This window comes from Agaribacter marinus (assembly GCF_030160655.1).
Taxonomy (GTDB): domain Bacteria; phylum Pseudomonadota; class Gammaproteobacteria; order Enterobacterales; family Alteromonadaceae; genus Glaciecola; species Glaciecola marina.
Genome location: NZ_BSOT01000006.1, coordinates 531,993 through 547,291 on the forward strand (window position 1 = coordinate 531,993; position 15,299 = coordinate 547,291).

Here is a 15,299-nt window from a genome sequence, read left to right on the forward strand (position 1 = left end):
ATTGTTCCAATTTATATTACGTCCAGAGTAAATATTCAATTAAGGTGTACTTAGGATGAGCAAATTACGTACAAATAATACGATTTCAGATAATGCAAAAGTCGCTAGCATTTCTCCAATTGTGAAAGGCAATCCGCTTTCCATTGGTGCGGGGTTTACTGCGCTTACTTTTCGTGAAGGCAAGTTTGAACGGCTCATGGATCCACTTGTTTTAGTCGATCACTATAAGATGACAATGTCTACTTTTGGCGAGCATCCTCATGCAGGTTTATCCGCAGTGTCTGTACTTTTTGAAGATAGCGAAGGCAAGTTTCATAATCGAGATTCGCTTGGCAATGATGTTGACATTTTACCAGGTGACTTATATTGGCTTAAAGCTGGGGCGGGAGCTCTTCATGATGAGGCCCCACGCGCCAATTCTTACATTCATGGTTTGCAAGTTTTCGTTAATTTACCTACTGAACATAAACAGGATGTTCCTGCGTCTAAGCATGTTTCAGCGAAAGATATGCCCGTTATTGAAAATAACGGAGCTCGAGTAAGGATAGTGCTAGGGGAAAGCAACAATATAAGTGGTCCAACATCGCCCGCGTTACCGATGACTATTTTGGATGGAACAATTTCACACGGGGCTATTTTCCAGCATGCTATAAATGCGCAAGAAAATGCATGGGTTTATGCAGTACAAAGCGATATTGTTGTGAAAACGGTTGACCAGTCCATTCCCCTCAAGGTCGGTGAATCAATCGCTATATCTAATCAGCTCAGTGACGCACAGCAAACGATTGAGATTTCCACAATAAGCACGAAAAAAGCGCACTTTGTCTTGTTTGCTGCGATGCCGATTAACGAACCATTTGTTCAAAAAGGGCCTTTTATTATGAGCAATGAGCAGGAAATACAACAGGTAGAAAAAAAGTACGCCGCTGGCCTATTTGGTCGCTTAGATTAATTCAACGTTTGAAGAGGTTTACCACATATGAAAATTGTTACGTTTGCCGCTAGCAATAGCACCAAGTCAATCAATAGAGCTTTGCTGAAATACGCCGCCTCATTTTTGGATAGCCATGAAATCGAGATACTTGATATAAATGATTTCAGTCTACCGATTTATAGTGCAGATATAGAAGAAAAGCACGGTGTGCCCGAAGCGGCATCACGCTTCTTAAAACGCATCGAAGCGGCCGATGCTTTGCTTATTTCGTATGCTGAGCACAATGGCAATTATACTGCTGCTTATAAAAACCTATTCGACTGGGCGAGTAGAGAAAAACGCGGCGTCTATGATAAAAAACCTATTGTAATGCTTGCCACTTCGCCAGGTAAAAATGGTGCAAACTCCGTGCTTACGATGGCAAAGAATAGTGCACATCATTATGATGGAACGGTGATTGCTTCGCTTTCTGTTCCAAGTTTTTATGAAACGTTTGATTTAGCAAAAATGGAAATCAAAGATGAAGAATGGAAAGTAAAACTCGCCACCACCTTAGCGGCATTCGATTCATCTACTTTGTAAAGTAACTACCGTGCTCGTTAGTGGCTTGAGTGTTTCGTCCTTTTTTCTTGGTTGTATACTTTAAGTTAACAGTTATTGTATCTATATCTGTATTGTTTACATTTTAGTCCGCAGTGATACTTGTCGCAAATCAGCATTGAGGTGACGAATATGAATAATCGCGGTATTGATTTAATCCAAGCACAAATGCTATTGAACAATGCACTTAAGCTCGCGAGAGCTAAAGCTTTACCACCACTTTCCATTGTTGTCCTTGATAGTGGTGCTCATCTCAAAGTGATGGCGAGTGAAGACGGTGTGGGTACTCAACGTTATCAAATTGCGTTAGGGAAGGCCCAAGCGGCCTTGGGCATGGGGTTTGATACTCGGCAGTTTTACCAATTAGTTAAATCAGGTGTGTTACCAGAAATGTTTGCAACAAGCATAAACGGTGCAACGGGTGGACAGTTTATTCCTTTGCCTGGTGGTGTACTTATATACCATCAGCAGCAAGTGATTGGGGCGATGGGTGTTTCTGGGGCGTCATCAGATCTTGACGAATGGGTAGCCAAAGAAGCACTTGAAAATAGATAAAACAGGGCATTTGTACAGCTGATACTCACAGAATGAAAAACGTAGACTGACGCAAAGGTTTTTACGGATGAACAATTATGCGCCCCTATGTCATTAGTCAGTGGTTAATTACTAAGTGGTTAATTTACTTTCTTACTATTTTTTTTGTATCTGTGTTTTTTATTTCACCTGTTGCCGGCCAGCAAACGATGACCGTTCAGCTAGCCAAGGTATTTAAGGGGCATGATGTCAATGAATATCTTGTCAGCGAGAAATACGATGGCGTGAGGGCAATTTGGAGAAACAACACGCTGTTTACCCGACACGGACACGAAATACACGCGCCAGCATGGTTCACTGAAAATTGGCCTGATACGTGGTTAGATGGCGAATTGTGGTTTGAACGTAACAATTTTGAATACGTCATGTCTACGGTGAGTAAAGATAAGCCAATCGACAGCGAGTGGCAGAAAATACGTTACATGGTGTTTGACAAACCAGATTACGTAAATATCTTCGAGATGCGGTATTTAGCGTACTTATCGTTGATTAATGCGACTGACTCTCCGTATTTAGTAGCCGTTAAGCAATTTTCAATGGCATCCAATCATTCACTATATGGTCTGTTGACTGACTATGTTGATACGGGCGCAGAAGGATTGATGTTACATAAAAAAGACGCATTGTTTGGCAGTGGAAGAACCGGAAATTTAGTCAAACTGAAAACACATATGGATAGTGAGGCGCTTGTCGTCAAACATTATCAAGGAAATGGAAAGTATTCAGAGATGTTAGGGGCAATGCTCGTGAGGTGGTTTTCTCCAACGGGCAAAGAAGTGTACTTTAAAATAGGTTCAGGTTTTAGTGATTTACAGAGGTCAAATCCCCCCTCAATTGGTAGCAAGATTACGTTTAAATATTATGGTCTGACCAAGCGAGGTGTACCGAAATACGCGAGCTTTATTCGTGCTCATGACGAGGGCTAGTAAGCAAATTAATAACAAGCTTTGTGGTAACGAGTAAAGACTATTTTTACTGAAGATGGCAAGGCGGCTAGCTTTATTTTTGAATTGAGTAAATTTTCAATCTTCGCATCGACATAAATAAGTGCGCCAGCTAAGGCTAAACATATCATCGGTATATATATAAATGCAGCGACCAAATTTGGTTCGATGACTACGTTTATTAGCACTGGCAGTGTAACTATCGCACAAGCACATATGCGATACGCAGCTAAAAAAGAGAGTTTAAGCATGTTCTTTTTCCTTAAATATTGTTTGCGAAAACATTTTGCTAACGAAAACATTCCCCGCAAAAATATGCATGTAAATATGGACTGCATAATTTATAAGCAGACTTTAACGATCTTTTTGAGCACGAACAAAAGGAAAATATTCACTATATAGATGAACTAAATTCACCTATATAACAGGCTTAGATATCTATTGTTTTTTATTTTAAAAGTGGCGACTCAGTTAGCCAATCGATAAAACATTGGATATCGTGTCTATCAGCACTCTCTTCGCGGTATACCGCATAGACTGAACTAGCAAACCGTATGTTTTCTGAGAAAGGGCGCACTAGTAAGCCTAAGTCTTCATTTGATTGTTCTATTGGAAACATCGCTTGAGCAAGGCCAAGGCCCTGTGCGGCGGCGCGAATAGACGCGTCGTAGTTATTGAACGTAATGGCTCGTTTTGTGGATATGCCCGTTACACCAACAGCTTTCGCCCATCTTGGCCAGACATTGCTGACAGCTGTAATATCAATCAGTGGCACCTTGCATTTTGTAGACACTACGTCGATTGGTTTATTGAGATTATATTTTTTCTTGAAGGCCCTACTGCAAACGACTGCGATAAATACATCGCTTATTTTTTTTGTTACAAGGTCTGGCCAATCACCAGCACCTATTCGGATAGCGACATCTACGTCATCGTAGCGCAAGTCTGTCATTTGGCTACCCGTTTCGATACGTATATCGATATCAGGATACAGCTCTTGAAATTCACTAATTTGTGGTATCAGAATATTTGTTGCAAATGATGAGAAACATGAGATTTTTAGCGTTGGGGCTGAATAGTGTTGTGTGACCTTTTTGGTGCCTTGCTCGAAGGCTGCAATACCTTTCTGAATATAGTGCAAATACATTGCACCTGCACTATTGAGTTTAACGCCACGACGCTTTCTTAGAAAGACTGGAAAGCCTAAGTGGTTTTCAAGCGATTTAATTTGATGGCTAACCGCTGATGGCGTTATGAACAGTTCTTCACTTGCATTTTTGAAGCTGCCCAAACGCGCAGCAGATTCAAAGATGACAAGCAGGTGTACAGGCGGTAATTTTGTTTGCACTCGATAACCATTTAAACGTTAATATTGATAATTAAGCATAAATTAAATTCATGTAAATAGCGTAATTATTTTCTATGGTTTAGCGAAATGGTGTTTCACGCGATTTGCATAAATTACTGCAGGTACAATAATACAGATTGCCATGGCGGCAAGTACCCATAAATACACATGCTGGAAAGTAGCGATGTTAACTATGTTTGAAGCTTGCTCATTGTTTACGTGATCTGCATAAGCAATGGCGCCAACAGCGGCGTCATTAGCAATCGAAAACCCACCACTAAATGCGCTTTCCCAACCGAGTGATGACAGTGAAGAGTAGGCTTTATAGGCAAGCGCTGATGACCCCAATGCTAATATGCCGATGGCTACGGTCCCTAGACTAAACACGCCAAAACTTACTGCACCTATACTAATAATGCCCGTCGATATGATACCAACACTGATAGGTGCTATTGCAATTCCACCCCACGCAAAAAGCAAACCATGCGCTTTAGCGCCGCCCGCTATCCAGCCGAAAGCAGGTTTATCGCCATCTTCATGCGTGCTCAATTGAATGTGAATCAACGGAATACCAAATAATGCCAATTTACTTATAAAATCACGTTTTTTGCTTCCTTTTTGATGTTTTTCACCACAAAATGCGTCGGGCTCAAAAATACGCTCTTGTGCTCTAAGTTTGCGTGTCGACCTCAGCATCCATACCACCAATATTGAGTAGCTTAATACAAAGCCAAAAACAACCAACTGTGACAAAAGAGTATAAATGTCTGACAGCGCTGGTTGCTCGATTGCTGAATGTTTTAAAGTAAACATACTCGCGACATATACGCCGGCAACTAAAAAAAATAGTACTACTTGTTTAATAACTAACTTCTTTTCGCGCTGTGTACGAGACTGCGTTAAGCTAGCTTTAATACCAAAATAAGAGCTTATAACACCCGAAAAAACAGCGAAATATGTGATTAATGACGTCCAGCCAACTATTGAGCCCGTTTTACTAGCAGTAGCACTGACCGATGCAGCCTTTGCGGGGGCGGATACGCTGCCAATAGCCGCCATCACACCCACTGTAAATGCCACCGTTGGCTTACTATTTTTTAAGCCTTCTTCAATTAGAGATGACATCGCATGATTAAGTAGTTTTCTTCCTCTTGATAGGCGTTTTTTTACTGTATCTGTCGTGAGATCCAATTGCTTAGCCACGGTATCAATTGACTGCTGCTCTCGATAAAACAGCACTAATGGTTCTCTGTAAGTAGTATCAATGCCATCCAATACTTGCCAAAGTAAGCTCTGTCGTTGCTCTTTCATCAGGTCACCTTCGAGTTCTGTAGATGACAGTGACGTTTGCGTTTGATCGCATATTTCTTCTGCGGATTTTAGGGGCTGATTGGCCTCCTTACGTCGATGGTGACTGACTTTGAAGCGTAATATGCCACAAAGCCAGCTTTTTAACTTCTCTGGGTCTTGCAAAGAATCCAGTTTTTTCCATGCTTCGACAAAGACTTCTTGGGCAATATCTTCGCTGTATTTGATATCACCAAGCGATGCGTATGCAAGTGAGCATATTAAATTTTGGTAGCGCACGACTATCTGACTAAACGCTGTTTTGTCTCCGCCTAAGGCATGCATGACAAGGCTTGTATCATTTGCGTCAGGATGTATTAGCCGCTTTCTAAAAATGTTCATAAATTACAAATCTCTGGAGTGATGATGAATAAGTGCCTCGAGCCACTAAAAGGTGACAAATTTTTTTGTCACCTTTTAAGGTCATTCAGGCACTTACCTATACATGTGGCACCGGCAATGGCCAGTTGAGCCATATTTCAATCCAAATTTTTCTGACTAAAGTAGGGTAATTTAAAAATGAATCTCAAAAGTAATCATAGCATTTATATCGCCAAACTCATTTTATTAACAAGCTTTCTTGTTTTTTCATCTATTTCAAAGGGTACTCCTTCAGCACTTCTAATCGATGATTTTTCGCAACATGACAATACCAGCCTAGGGACTTCCAGAATATTCGTTAGCGATACCAGTGTTGGCGGAAATTCAACGATGGACTTTCATCTAAGTGAAGGCGTCATACAGGTGTCGGGTGACATAATGCCGCCACGTGGTCAACCAGGTTGGTCGAGCATGGTATTGCTACTAAATGAGGCGGAGCAAGTAGTGAATGCGAGTATGTACAAAGGTATTAAACTGCGTATCCAAATTAACAGTGGGGCCGTGTCTATATCTGCCAATAGTGCCGATGTTAGCAATTTCGATTACCACTCTGCGCAGGTTATAACGCAAATAGACGGCGAGTTTCATGACATTAAAATACCGTTTACGTCAATGAAACGTATGTGGTCCGAGCAAACGCAACTAAATACAAAGGCTTTGAATAGTTTGAGTATTGTGGCCTTTGGTTTGAAGCAAACTAAATATGAGTTTGCAATAGAAGAAATTAGTTTTTACTAAAGGGTGACGTTACCTATTTATGTCTATTCAACATACTCGACACTATTACCTTGATGCGGTTCGTGCGTTTGCTTTATTGCTCGGAATTGTGTTTCACGCGAGCTTATCTTTTGTGCCAATTTTTATTGGGTGGGCGGTCATGGATATCAATACAAGTGGCGTGGTGTCGATATTCGTGTTCACTAGTCATGCGTTTCGAATGCCTCTTTTTTTTCTAGTGGCGGGTTTTTTTACCGGTCTAAAATTGCATCAACTTGGGGTATCTGTTTTTATAAAATCTAGGCTAACCCGTATTGCTATCCCATTTGTTATCGCTTGGCTGATATTGCGACCACTACTTGCCTCAGGGTGGGTTATGGGGGCTGAAAGTATGCAAGGAGAGGTTAACGTCTGGACGGGGCTATTGGCTGGCGTCAATAGCTTACTTAATGCGCCGAACGATTTTTTGGTCGGGACGCATTTATGGTTTTTGCATTATTTATTGAGCATAACATTTGCCATGATTCTGTTGAAAAGTCTTTTAAGTACTGATCAGCATATTTATGAAAATGTACGTAAACTGATCTTAACTATTGTCACTTGGCTATGCAGCTCAACTTGGGGCACGTTGTGCTTGGTGATATGCACCAGCACTGTCCTTTGGTTTATGCGAGGCTGGAATATCGATACACCTGATAAATCTCTTATACCCGAACTTCCTATTTTCGCTCTTTATGCTGGATTTTTTGCATTGGGTTGGGTGTTGCAAAAACACCCCGTATTACTAGGGAAGTTTATGTGTTTAAATTGGCAAAAATGCTTTTTGTGCCTCATTTCGACAATAATTGGTGTCAGTTTGTCTGAATATGAAGGGCAAAGCGGTCACCCACATTACTATTGGCTTAAAGCACTTTTCCTGGTGTGTTATGCCATGATGATGTGGACATATGTGATGATCGCCATGCGTATATGCCGACGCTTTTTTTATCAAGCAAACAAGGTGATCCAATATATTTCAGAAGCCTCTTATAGCTTGTACTTAGTGCATCTACCGATTGTCATTTACCTACAAATAATATTCGCTGAGTTAGCTTTTCATTGGGCACTTAAATTGCTGTGTATCTGCGTGATTACGTTTGTTTTTTCGATATTACTTTATGACGTGCTGATTCGAGCAACCATCATTGGAAAGGTTCTAAATGGAAAGCGTAAACCGTCAATTATACTTAAGTATAGGTATTCTTCAGGTGTGAATAGTTAAAAACTATTAAATACTTTAGTAAAGAACTACGCAAATCGGTCGTAAACTATAAGTATATATATTTCGAAATACATTTGAAAATGCCTCTTTCTTCATCTATTACACGATCTATTCGTTCCACTTGTTTGTTTTTAATCACGACCTTAAAAGCGGCGTATCTTTGTGAGGTGAAACACTCATGAAAAACCCAGTATCTATTAATACACTGCAAAGGTTAGGCGTTTCAGGTTGTTTGGCCATATTCTTGGGTATCATTGTTGTTGCATTTACTACGGCCGTTTTTGAGCAAATGCATATGAGCATAGGCATCTTTTGTGTGGCAAGTGCTTTTGCGATATTTGTGCTAAATGCCATTCGGCGTGATGTCATGTCATTCCAAGATTATCTAGGAAATCTGACAAACGAATATGACAATCAAATAGGGGAGTGGGTAAGAGGACCGTTACATGCTTTGCAAGATCCAGTGGTAAACGTTTTGAGAAACAAACATCGTCATATAGATACGTCAGATTCCATCGTATCAGAGATGAGCTTTTCATCAAATGAACTTGCCAGCAACGCTAAGCTAGTCGTTGACCATTCGCGTTCTCAATCAGACGCCACTATGTCTGTCGCATCTGCGATTACTGAAATTACGCAAAGTATTGAGGATGTTTTCAGGCGTTTAGATAGCACAAGGGAGGCCGCAGACAGCAGTAAAAATGTTTGCCAAGCGGGGTATGAAAACTTATCTAATGCCAAGCTTATGGTACAAAAACTGTCGGAGTCAGCAAGCACAAGTGCATCTAGCTTAAAAGAATTAGAAACCAATATGGATGTCGTAAATTCTATGTCTCAGGTCATTCGTGAGATGGCAGAGCAAACAAACTTATTGGCATTAAATGCCGCAATAGAGGCCGCGCGCGCTGGCGAACATGGTCGAGGTTTTGCTGTCGTTGCCGATGAAGTGCGCAATCTAGCACAGCGTAGCCATGAGTCTGCACATGCAATCACCGAACAAACAGTGAATATATCGCAAAGTATGTCCAATGTTGCTTCACAAATAGCGCATCTACTTGACGGCAGTACTAGTACCACTGCGAAAGTGACTGAAGTATCCGATACACTGCAATCTTTAGTGGGTTCATCCGAACAAGTATCTGATGACATTACTGGTGTGGCGGTTGCTTGTGATCAGCAAGCAAGTGCATGTCGAGAAATATCGATGTTAATAGAAGATATTTCAAGTAAAGCAACAGAAAACGTCAAACGAGCGCAACAAACATCCGATGTTGCCACGCACTTACATCAACTTACCGAACAAAACAAGGAAGAAGTATGACCGTATTTATCACCATTTTGTTATGCATAATCCTTGTGATTGGGGCCTTGGTTGTATCTGGAATGCGCAATGAAAAAGGCAATCATGAAAAACAAAAAGAAGGCATTAAGTGGCTACATGAGCTTGTGCTAATGTTATCTCTGATTCAGCAACATCGGGGACTGACCGCTGGCTACATCGGCGGAGACAAGAGGCTAATGCCAAGAATCACAAAGCTTCAAACAGAGATCGAACAAATTCAGAACAACATTGACAAACATTTTGTCTGGGTGAAAACCAATGGATTCTGGATAGGAAAAATCGACCATTGGTTACGTCTTAAAACCGTCAAGGAAGACAAAACTAAAGAGTACAATTTTAACCAGCACAATAGCTTTATCCGCAACCTCTTACATCTTATCGAAGAATGCGCTGAACAACATCATTTACAAGAGATGAAATGTTCTGACGACACACCCGCAAATATTCTATGGCAATTGCTTTTGAATGCCGGTGAATCTGTCGGTCAGGCGCGGGCCATTGGCACAGGCATTGCGGCTTCTGGCAGTTCGAGCAGTGTCGAGCGAATAAAACTGCATTTTTTGCAACAACAGCTTGAGCAATTTCTTGCGCGTAATCCAATGCCAGAGTTAGCGCCGCCAATAGAGGCACTATTAGCGTGTATTGAGAGTCAGATTTTGATAGAAAAGCCAAGCTTAAATGCCACGCAGTACTTTGAGCTAGCGACTAAGGCGCTAAATAAAATTATGGACGGCTTTAAGAAGCAATTAGGTAGTTTGAGTGCGTAGTATTTCAAGCCCTCTTCACGTCGACACTCATTGCTCAATAAAGAACAATTGAATAGCAATAGCGCACAGTATTAGCCCTATGGATAGGTCGAATAAGCGCCAACGTGCAGGTGAGCTCAATATGACCTTAAGTTTTGGCGCAAAGAAAGATAAGCAACTGAACCAAAGAGTTGATGCGACGCAAGCCCCTGTTGCGAACCAAAATGGACTATCTTGCATTGCGCCAATATTGCCCAAAAGGATGACTGTATCCAAGTAGACATGTGGGTTAAGTAAGCTAATTGCGAACGCAGTCAATGCGGTTTTTTGCCAAGTTTGTCTATTTGTATCCGCTGCACTCAAACCAGAAGAACCTTTCAACGCTCTGGAAAAAGCCTGCAAGGCTAAATACCCTAGCATTAAAATTCCGCCCCATTTTAAAAATGGCACTAGGGCTGGAATTGCTTCATTAATGTGGCTAGCTGAAAAGACACCAACACTAATCAAGCATACATCACAAAAAATGCAGACACCGGCAGCTGCCCATCGATTCGCACCCGCCATACTTTGACTGAGTACCCAAATATTTTGAGCGCCGATGGCAATGATCAGACTCAAACCGAGCATTACGCCTGACAAAAGTGATGTCATTTTATTCTTTTCCTTGATTAGACGCTAGCTAACCATGTGTTATCAGGTTACCGCGGGTTAGAGATAGCTTGCAGAATAAAGAGATGATTGATATAAATCCAATGAATAAATTTATGCATACATGAATTTAAATCATGATAGATTATCGGCTACTACAAGCATTGGCCGCTGTCATTAAGAATGGCAGTTTTGAAAAAGCGGCAAAACATCTGCATATAACGCAATCAGCAGTGAGTAGACGCATTAACCGCTTGGAATCCCTTTTGGGTGAACCAGTGATTGTGCGTTGTCAACCTCCACGAGCCACTAAAACGGGCACAAAATTGCTTAACCATTTGCAACAAGTTCAACAACTTGAAGTGTCCATTGGTGTTGGGTTTCAGCCAGATGATCCGGACAATAATCTACCGTTGACGATTACATTGGCAAGTAATGCGGATTCACTGGCGACGTGGCTGCCCGAAGCATTGGCTTTTCCGGGTTTTGATAGTGAAAAAAAGTTAAGTTTTGATATCTCAATCGTTGACCAATCTGTTGGCCTAAATAAAATGAAGTCTGGCGAAGTAATGGCTTGTATTTGCGATTCTAGTAAACCTGTTAATGGCGGGCTTTCACGTTACTTGGGCGATTTACAGTATCAAGTTGTGGCAAGCCCCAACTTCATTCATCGGCATCAACTGAATGGTATTAAAGGTTTGCATGAGCTGCCTTGTTTAGTGTTTGACCAAGATGATCAGCTTCAGCATCGATTTTTACAAAAGTACTGTGGTCATGCGCCAAAATATATTCACTTATGTCCTTCATCAGAAGGCTTTAAGCAAGCCTGTATCGCTGGCTTGGGTTACGGATTATTACCTACCTTGCAAATTGATGATGCAATTAGCGCAGGTGCTTTGGTCGATTTAAGGCCTGATTATACATTAGATACGTCGTTGTATTGGCATTATTGGCAAACTGAGAGTGAGCAGTTGAAATCATTACGTGAACATGCCCTCGCTATTTCAAGGCGAGTGTTGCCGCAGTCAGCAACGTAGATTTTGTGCATCGTGCACCTTTACTTTTAACCATTGAATAGCAGATAAAATGATTGACTTATTGGGTTTTGTTTTCATTATTTTACCGATAGCCTTGTCTCCAGGCACAAGCTTTGTCTTGGCGATGTCAAATGTATCCATCTTAGGGGTGAAAGGCATATTCCCTGTACTTTATGGCACCAGTATTGGCATTACTATTCACGCCTTGCTTGCAGGTATAGGCGTCTCAGGGTTGCTTACTAAACATCATACTGTAATGTCTGTGATGAAACTTATTGGTATCACATTTTTACTATTTTTGGGTGTGAGGCTTATCCTGAATGGTATAAATAGCGACAGAGCACAAGCTAAATTTCTATCCGCAGTCAGTGGTGTAAAAGACGCATTTATATTGAATTTGGTCAATGTGAGAGCAATTGTTTTGTACGTTACAGTTATACCCACAGTTGCCGGTGGTAAAGTGCTCAATTTTCTGTTGCTCTCGACAGTACACATATTAATCTTAGCGTTTTGGATTGCTGTTTGTGCCATTTTACTGCGTTCAGCAAATAAGCGCTTTCAAATGAACCGCATACACCTCATTACCAATGTCTTGGGTGGTTTGTCACTTATCGGATTTGCGGGCAAAATGTTATTTGAAAACATTTAGATAATTTGAGACTTATACTTTACATACTCGTTGGCTAATTTGACCGAATATTGACCTTTGGTTTTCGTCGAACATTTCAATACTAATATGATCACCAAAAGCCATAAATGGTGTGCTTGCTTTACCTGTTTTGATTGTCTCGATCATACGTGTTTCGGCAATGCAACTGTATCCAGCTCCGCCTTCTGATATTGGTTTTCCAGGTCCGCCATCAAGTTTATTTGACACCGTTCCTGAGCCTATTATCGAGCCCGCGACAAGGGGACGAGTGCGGGCCGCATGAGCAATGAGTTGACCAAAGTCAAATGTCATATCCACGCCGGCATTTGGCTCACCAAACTTGTTACCATTTAGATGTGAAAGCAATGTAAGATGTAACTTGCCGTTTTGCCAATGATTACCCAATTCGTTAGGCGTCACAGCGACAGGACTAAATGCACTTGAAGGTTTAGATTGGAAGAAGCCAAAACCCTTGGCCAATTCGTCAGGAATTAAGCCCCGCAACGACACATCATTCATAATCATGATCAAGCGAATGTGGTTTAGTGCTTGGTCTGCTGAAACCGCCATTGGCACATCATCGGTAATCACTGCAACTTCAGCCTCAAAATCTATTCCAAAGCCTTCGTCTTGGCTTAGTTGGATATCATCGTGTGGGCCTAAAAAACTGTCTGATCCGCCTTGATACATTAACGGGTCTGTCCAGAAGCTTTTCGGTATTTCTGCACCTCTGGCTTTTCGGACAAGTTCTACGTGGTTTACATAAGCGCTGCCGTCAGCCCATTGAAAGGCTCGTGGTAAAGGTGATGCGCATGTCGATTGTTCAAATGGCAGGCCTATGCAATTGCCACCTTCTAAGTCATCAAATAGCGTGTTAAGTTTGCTCGCCACGGCTGTCCAGTTGTCTAGTGCATATTGAAGTGTTGGTGCGATATTCTCGGCGCTTACCATGTGAGTCAGCGCCGAATTTACAATGACTAATTTGCCATCTCGGCCATGTTTGAGACTTGCTAATTTCATGCTTTAGCTTCCTTAACCGCTTTGTGCAACCAATCTGCGTGCTTAGGCGCCTTTTTAGTTACTGTCCATTCCTCCAACATTTCGGATGCAACGTGTTTTAGGTCCGTCATCATCTCAGGCGTACCAATGTTTAGCGCAAGTTCTATGCGATGCCCATTGGGGTCAAAAAAATAGATGGATGTAAAAATACCATGATTGACGGGACCTAATACGTCGATGCCATGATTCTCTAAGTTTGATTTGGTGGCAATTAGGTCTTCTACAGCATCAACTTTAAACGCAATATGTTGCACCCACGCTGGTGTATTTTCGTCATGACCCATTTCGGGTGAGTTTGGCAGTTCAAAAAATGCTAAGACATTGTCGTTCCCAGCATCTAAAAACACGTGTATATAAGGATCTGGTGCATTTGTAGACGGTACCTTGTCTTCAGCAATCGCGAGTTGAAACTCCATGTTGAGCATAGTTTGATAAAAGTCCACAGTTGTTTTGGCGTCTTTACACCTGTACGCCACATGATGAATCCCAGAAAGTTTCATCACACCGTTTCCTTTGGGTTCTTAGCGCCACTGTCGATATCTGTGGTTTCTATCGAACCGCGGGCTAATTGGTCACGCTCTATTGATTCAAACAGTGCCTTGAAATTACCTTCGCCAAATCCTTGGTCTTCTTTTCGTTGAATGAACTCAAAAAAGACTGGGCCTAACATGGTTTCAGAGAAAATTTGTAAAAGTAGGCGTACTTCGCCTTTGTCAGTGCTTCCGTCTAGCAGTATGCCGCGTGATTGCAATTCGTCCGTTGGCTCACCATGGCCTGGTAGGCGTTCCTCTAACATTTTGTAATAAGTGTCTGGTGGTGCGGTCATAAATTTCATACCCGCAGTTTTAAGTCTATCCCAGCATTCAAGTATATTGTCGCAAGCGAACGCGATATGTTGAATGCCTTCGCCATTATATTGCATTAAAAATTCTTCAATTTGCCCGCCACCGCCGCGAGCTTCTTCATTTAGTGGAATACGAATTTTTCCATCTGGGGCTGTCATTGCCTTAGATAGTAAACCGGTATATTCCCCTTTTATGTCGAAATAGCGGATTTCTCTGAAGTTAAACAGCTTTTTGTAAAAGCCTGCCCAGTAGTCCATGCGACCTCTATAAACGTTATGGGTAAGATGGTCGAGTGTGTGGAATCCACAACCTTCAGGATGTTTTTCGACACCGTCTAGCCAATGAAAGTCGATATCGTAGATGGTTTCGCCTTCTTTATAGCGGTCAATTAAATATAATGTCGCCCCCCCTATGCCTTTTATTGCCGGCAAGCGCAATTCCATGGGACCGGTTTGAATATCTATAGCTTGTGCACCGCGATTTAGCACTTCGTTGTATGCAAATTGCGCGTCCTTGACTCTAAAGGCCATACCGCAAGCAGAGGCGCCGTGTTCTTCTGCATAATAATACGCGGGGCTGAATTTCTCATAGTTGGTTATAAAATTGATATCGCCTTGACGCCACAAGCACACATTTTTAGAACGATGAATCGCTACTTTTGAAAACCCCATTGTTTGGAATATGGGTTCTAGAATACCTTTTTTGGGGGCAGTAAATTCAACAAACTCAAATCCGTCTAAGCCAATGGGGTTTTCAAATAAATCAGGCATTTTTGAGACCTCGCGCTTTCGTGAGAGTCATCAAACGAAAGAATAGTTAATTCGTTGTGCTTAATAGTTGTAATTAC

17 protein-coding genes are annotated in these 15,299 nt (G+C 41.6%); 10 read left to right on the forward strand and 7 right to left on the reverse strand.

The window, feature by feature from the left end:
- Positions 1-55: 55 nt before the first annotated feature.
- The 4 genes from QQK00_RS13135 (at position 56) to QQK00_RS13150 (ending at position 3,054) form a co-directional block, all read left to right on the forward strand.
- Entirely contained in the window at positions 56-952 is an 897-nt protein-coding gene (locus tag QQK00_RS13135; RefSeq protein ID WP_284218034.1) for a pirin family protein, read from the forward strand.
- A 27-nt stretch (positions 953-979) separates the two neighbouring features.
- The gene (locus QQK00_RS13140; protein ID WP_284218035.1) at positions 980-1,516 is read left to right on the forward strand and encodes an NADPH-dependent FMN reductase; all 537 of its coding nucleotides are present in this window, start codon (positions 980-982) and stop codon (positions 1,514-1,516) included.
- A 150-nt stretch (positions 1,517-1,666) separates the two neighbouring features.
- A complete protein-coding gene (locus QQK00_RS13145) occupies positions 1,667-2,089 on the forward strand; it encodes a GlcG/HbpS family heme-binding protein (RefSeq protein ID WP_284218036.1) in 423 nt (140 codons plus the stop codon).
- A gap of 77 nt (positions 2,090-2,166) precedes the next feature.
- On the forward strand, positions 2,167-3,054 hold the full coding sequence (locus QQK00_RS13150; RefSeq protein WP_284218037.1) for a DNA ligase: 888 nt from the start codon (positions 2,167-2,169) through the stop codon (positions 3,052-3,054).
- Between the two features lie 8 nt (positions 3,055-3,062).
- Here the strand turns inward: QQK00_RS13150 and QQK00_RS13155 are convergent, their stop codons facing one another.
- From QQK00_RS13155 to QQK00_RS13165, 3 genes are all read right to left on the reverse strand, one after another.
- A complete protein-coding gene (locus tag QQK00_RS13155) occupies positions 3,063-3,323 on the reverse strand; it encodes a hypothetical protein (protein ID WP_284218038.1) in 261 nt (86 codons plus the stop codon).
- Positions 3,324-3,520: 197 nt separating this feature from the next.
- Positions 3,521-4,420: a LysR substrate-binding domain-containing protein gene (locus QQK00_RS13160; RefSeq protein WP_284218039.1), complete on the reverse strand. Its 900-nt coding sequence runs from the start codon at positions 4,418-4,420 to the stop codon at positions 3,521-3,523.
- A 72-nt stretch (positions 4,421-4,492) separates the two neighbouring features.
- Positions 4,493-6,109, reverse strand: a complete 1,617-nt coding sequence (locus QQK00_RS13165; protein ID WP_284218040.1) for an RNA polymerase sigma factor — start codon at positions 6,107-6,109, stop codon at positions 4,493-4,495.
- A gap of 177 nt (positions 6,110-6,286) precedes the next feature.
- On the opposite strand from QQK00_RS13165, the gene QQK00_RS13170 reads away from it, so the two are divergent.
- From QQK00_RS13170 to QQK00_RS13185, 4 genes are all read left to right on the forward strand, one after another.
- The gene (locus QQK00_RS13170; protein ID WP_284218041.1) at positions 6,287-6,886 is read left to right on the forward strand and encodes a CIA30 family protein; all 600 of its coding nucleotides are present in this window, start codon (positions 6,287-6,289) and stop codon (positions 6,884-6,886) included.
- Positions 6,887-6,905: 19 nt separating this feature from the next.
- Entirely contained in the window at positions 6,906-8,126 is a 1,221-nt protein-coding gene (locus QQK00_RS13175) for an acyltransferase family protein (protein WP_284218042.1), read from the forward strand.
- A gap of 178 nt (positions 8,127-8,304) precedes the next feature.
- Entirely contained in the window at positions 8,305-9,447 is a 1,143-nt protein-coding gene (locus QQK00_RS13180) for a methyl-accepting chemotaxis protein (protein ID WP_284218043.1), read from the forward strand.
- Positions 9,444-10,235: a nitrate- and nitrite sensing domain-containing protein gene (locus tag QQK00_RS13185; RefSeq protein WP_284218044.1), complete on the forward strand. Its 792-nt coding sequence runs from the start codon at positions 9,444-9,446 to the stop codon at positions 10,233-10,235. The genes QQK00_RS13180 and QQK00_RS13185 overlap by 4 nt, the downstream gene beginning before the upstream one ends.
- 27 nt (positions 10,236-10,262) lie before the next feature.
- On the opposite strand, the gene QQK00_RS13190 is transcribed toward QQK00_RS13185, so the two are convergent.
- Positions 10,263-10,865, reverse strand: coding sequence for a LysE/ArgO family amino acid transporter (locus QQK00_RS13190; protein ID WP_284218045.1), 603 nt, complete (start codon positions 10,863-10,865; stop codon positions 10,263-10,265).
- A gap of 134 nt (positions 10,866-10,999) precedes the next feature.
- Here QQK00_RS13190 and QQK00_RS13195 point away from each other — a divergent pair, with 134 nt between their 5' ends.
- Positions 11,000-11,899, forward strand: a complete 900-nt coding sequence (locus QQK00_RS13195; protein ID WP_284218046.1) for a LysR family transcriptional regulator ArgP — start codon at positions 11,000-11,002, stop codon at positions 11,897-11,899.
- 49 nt (positions 11,900-11,948) lie between these two features.
- Positions 11,949-12,548, forward strand: coding sequence for a LysE family translocator (locus QQK00_RS13200; RefSeq protein WP_284218047.1), 600 nt, complete (start codon positions 11,949-11,951; stop codon positions 12,546-12,548).
- A gap of 12 nt (positions 12,549-12,560) precedes the next feature.
- Here QQK00_RS13200 and QQK00_RS13205 read toward each other — a convergent pair whose 3' ends face one another.
- From QQK00_RS13205 to hppD, 3 genes are read right to left on the reverse strand one after another with little or no spacing between them, the layout of a single operon-like run.
- Positions 12,561-13,568: a fumarylacetoacetate hydrolase family protein gene (locus QQK00_RS13205; RefSeq protein ID WP_284218048.1), complete on the reverse strand. Its 1,008-nt coding sequence runs from the start codon at positions 13,566-13,568 to the stop codon at positions 12,561-12,563.
- Positions 13,565-14,107 (reverse strand): VOC family protein, encoded by a 543-nt coding sequence (locus QQK00_RS13210; RefSeq protein ID WP_284218323.1) that lies wholly within the window; start codon positions 14,105-14,107, stop codon positions 13,565-13,567. Before QQK00_RS13210 ends, QQK00_RS13205 begins: the two co-directional genes overlap by 4 nt.
- Positions 14,107-15,222: a 4-hydroxyphenylpyruvate dioxygenase gene (gene hppD, locus QQK00_RS13215; protein WP_284218049.1), complete on the reverse strand. Its 1,116-nt coding sequence runs from the start codon at positions 15,220-15,222 to the stop codon at positions 14,107-14,109. The genes QQK00_RS13210 and hppD overlap by 1 nt, the downstream gene beginning before the upstream one ends.
- Positions 15,223-15,299 lie beyond the last annotated feature (77 nt).

Coding starts and splice junctions, on each gene's coding strand:
- QQK00_RS13185 (WP_284218044.1), top strand. CDS start 9,444: ATGACCGTATTTATCACCATTTTGTTATGCATAATCCTTGTGATTGGG.
- QQK00_RS13195 (WP_284218046.1), top strand. CDS start 11,000: ATGATAGATTATCGGCTACTACAAGCATTGGCCGCTGTCATTAAGAAT.
- QQK00_RS13170 (WP_284218041.1), top strand. CDS start 6,287: ATGAATCTCAAAAGTAATCATAGCATTTATATCGCCAAACTCATTTTA.
- QQK00_RS13145 (WP_284218036.1), top strand. CDS start 1,667: ATGAATAATCGCGGTATTGATTTAATCCAAGCACAAATGCTATTGAAC.
- QQK00_RS13175 (WP_284218042.1), top strand. CDS start 6,906: ATGTCTATTCAACATACTCGACACTATTACCTTGATGCGGTTCGTGCG.
- QQK00_RS13190 (WP_284218045.1), bottom strand. CDS start 10,865: ATGACATCACTTTTGTCAGGCGTAATGCTCGGTTTGAGTCTGATCATT.
- QQK00_RS13180 (WP_284218043.1), top strand. CDS start 8,305: ATGAAAAACCCAGTATCTATTAATACACTGCAAAGGTTAGGCGTTTCA.
- QQK00_RS13165 (WP_284218040.1), bottom strand. CDS start 6,109: ATGAACATTTTTAGAAAGCGGCTAATACATCCTGACGCAAATGATACA.
- QQK00_RS13135 (WP_284218034.1), top strand. CDS start 56: ATGAGCAAATTACGTACAAATAATACGATTTCAGATAATGCAAAAGTC.
- QQK00_RS13210 (WP_284218323.1), bottom strand. CDS start 14,107: ATGAAACTTTCTGGGATTCATCATGTGGCGTACAGGTGTAAAGACGCC.
- QQK00_RS13140 (WP_284218035.1), top strand. CDS start 980: ATGAAAATTGTTACGTTTGCCGCTAGCAATAGCACCAAGTCAATCAAT.
- QQK00_RS13205 (WP_284218048.1), bottom strand. CDS start 13,568: ATGAAATTAGCAAGTCTCAAACATGGCCGAGATGGCAAATTAGTCATT.
- hppD (WP_284218049.1), bottom strand. CDS start 15,222: ATGCCTGATTTATTTGAAAACCCCATTGGCTTAGACGGATTTGAGTTT.
- QQK00_RS13155 (WP_284218038.1), bottom strand. CDS start 3,323: ATGCTTAAACTCTCTTTTTTAGCTGCGTATCGCATATGTGCTTGTGCG.
- QQK00_RS13200 (WP_284218047.1), top strand. CDS start 11,949: ATGATTGACTTATTGGGTTTTGTTTTCATTATTTTACCGATAGCCTTG.
- QQK00_RS13150 (WP_284218037.1), top strand. CDS start 2,167: ATGCGCCCCTATGTCATTAGTCAGTGGTTAATTACTAAGTGGTTAATT.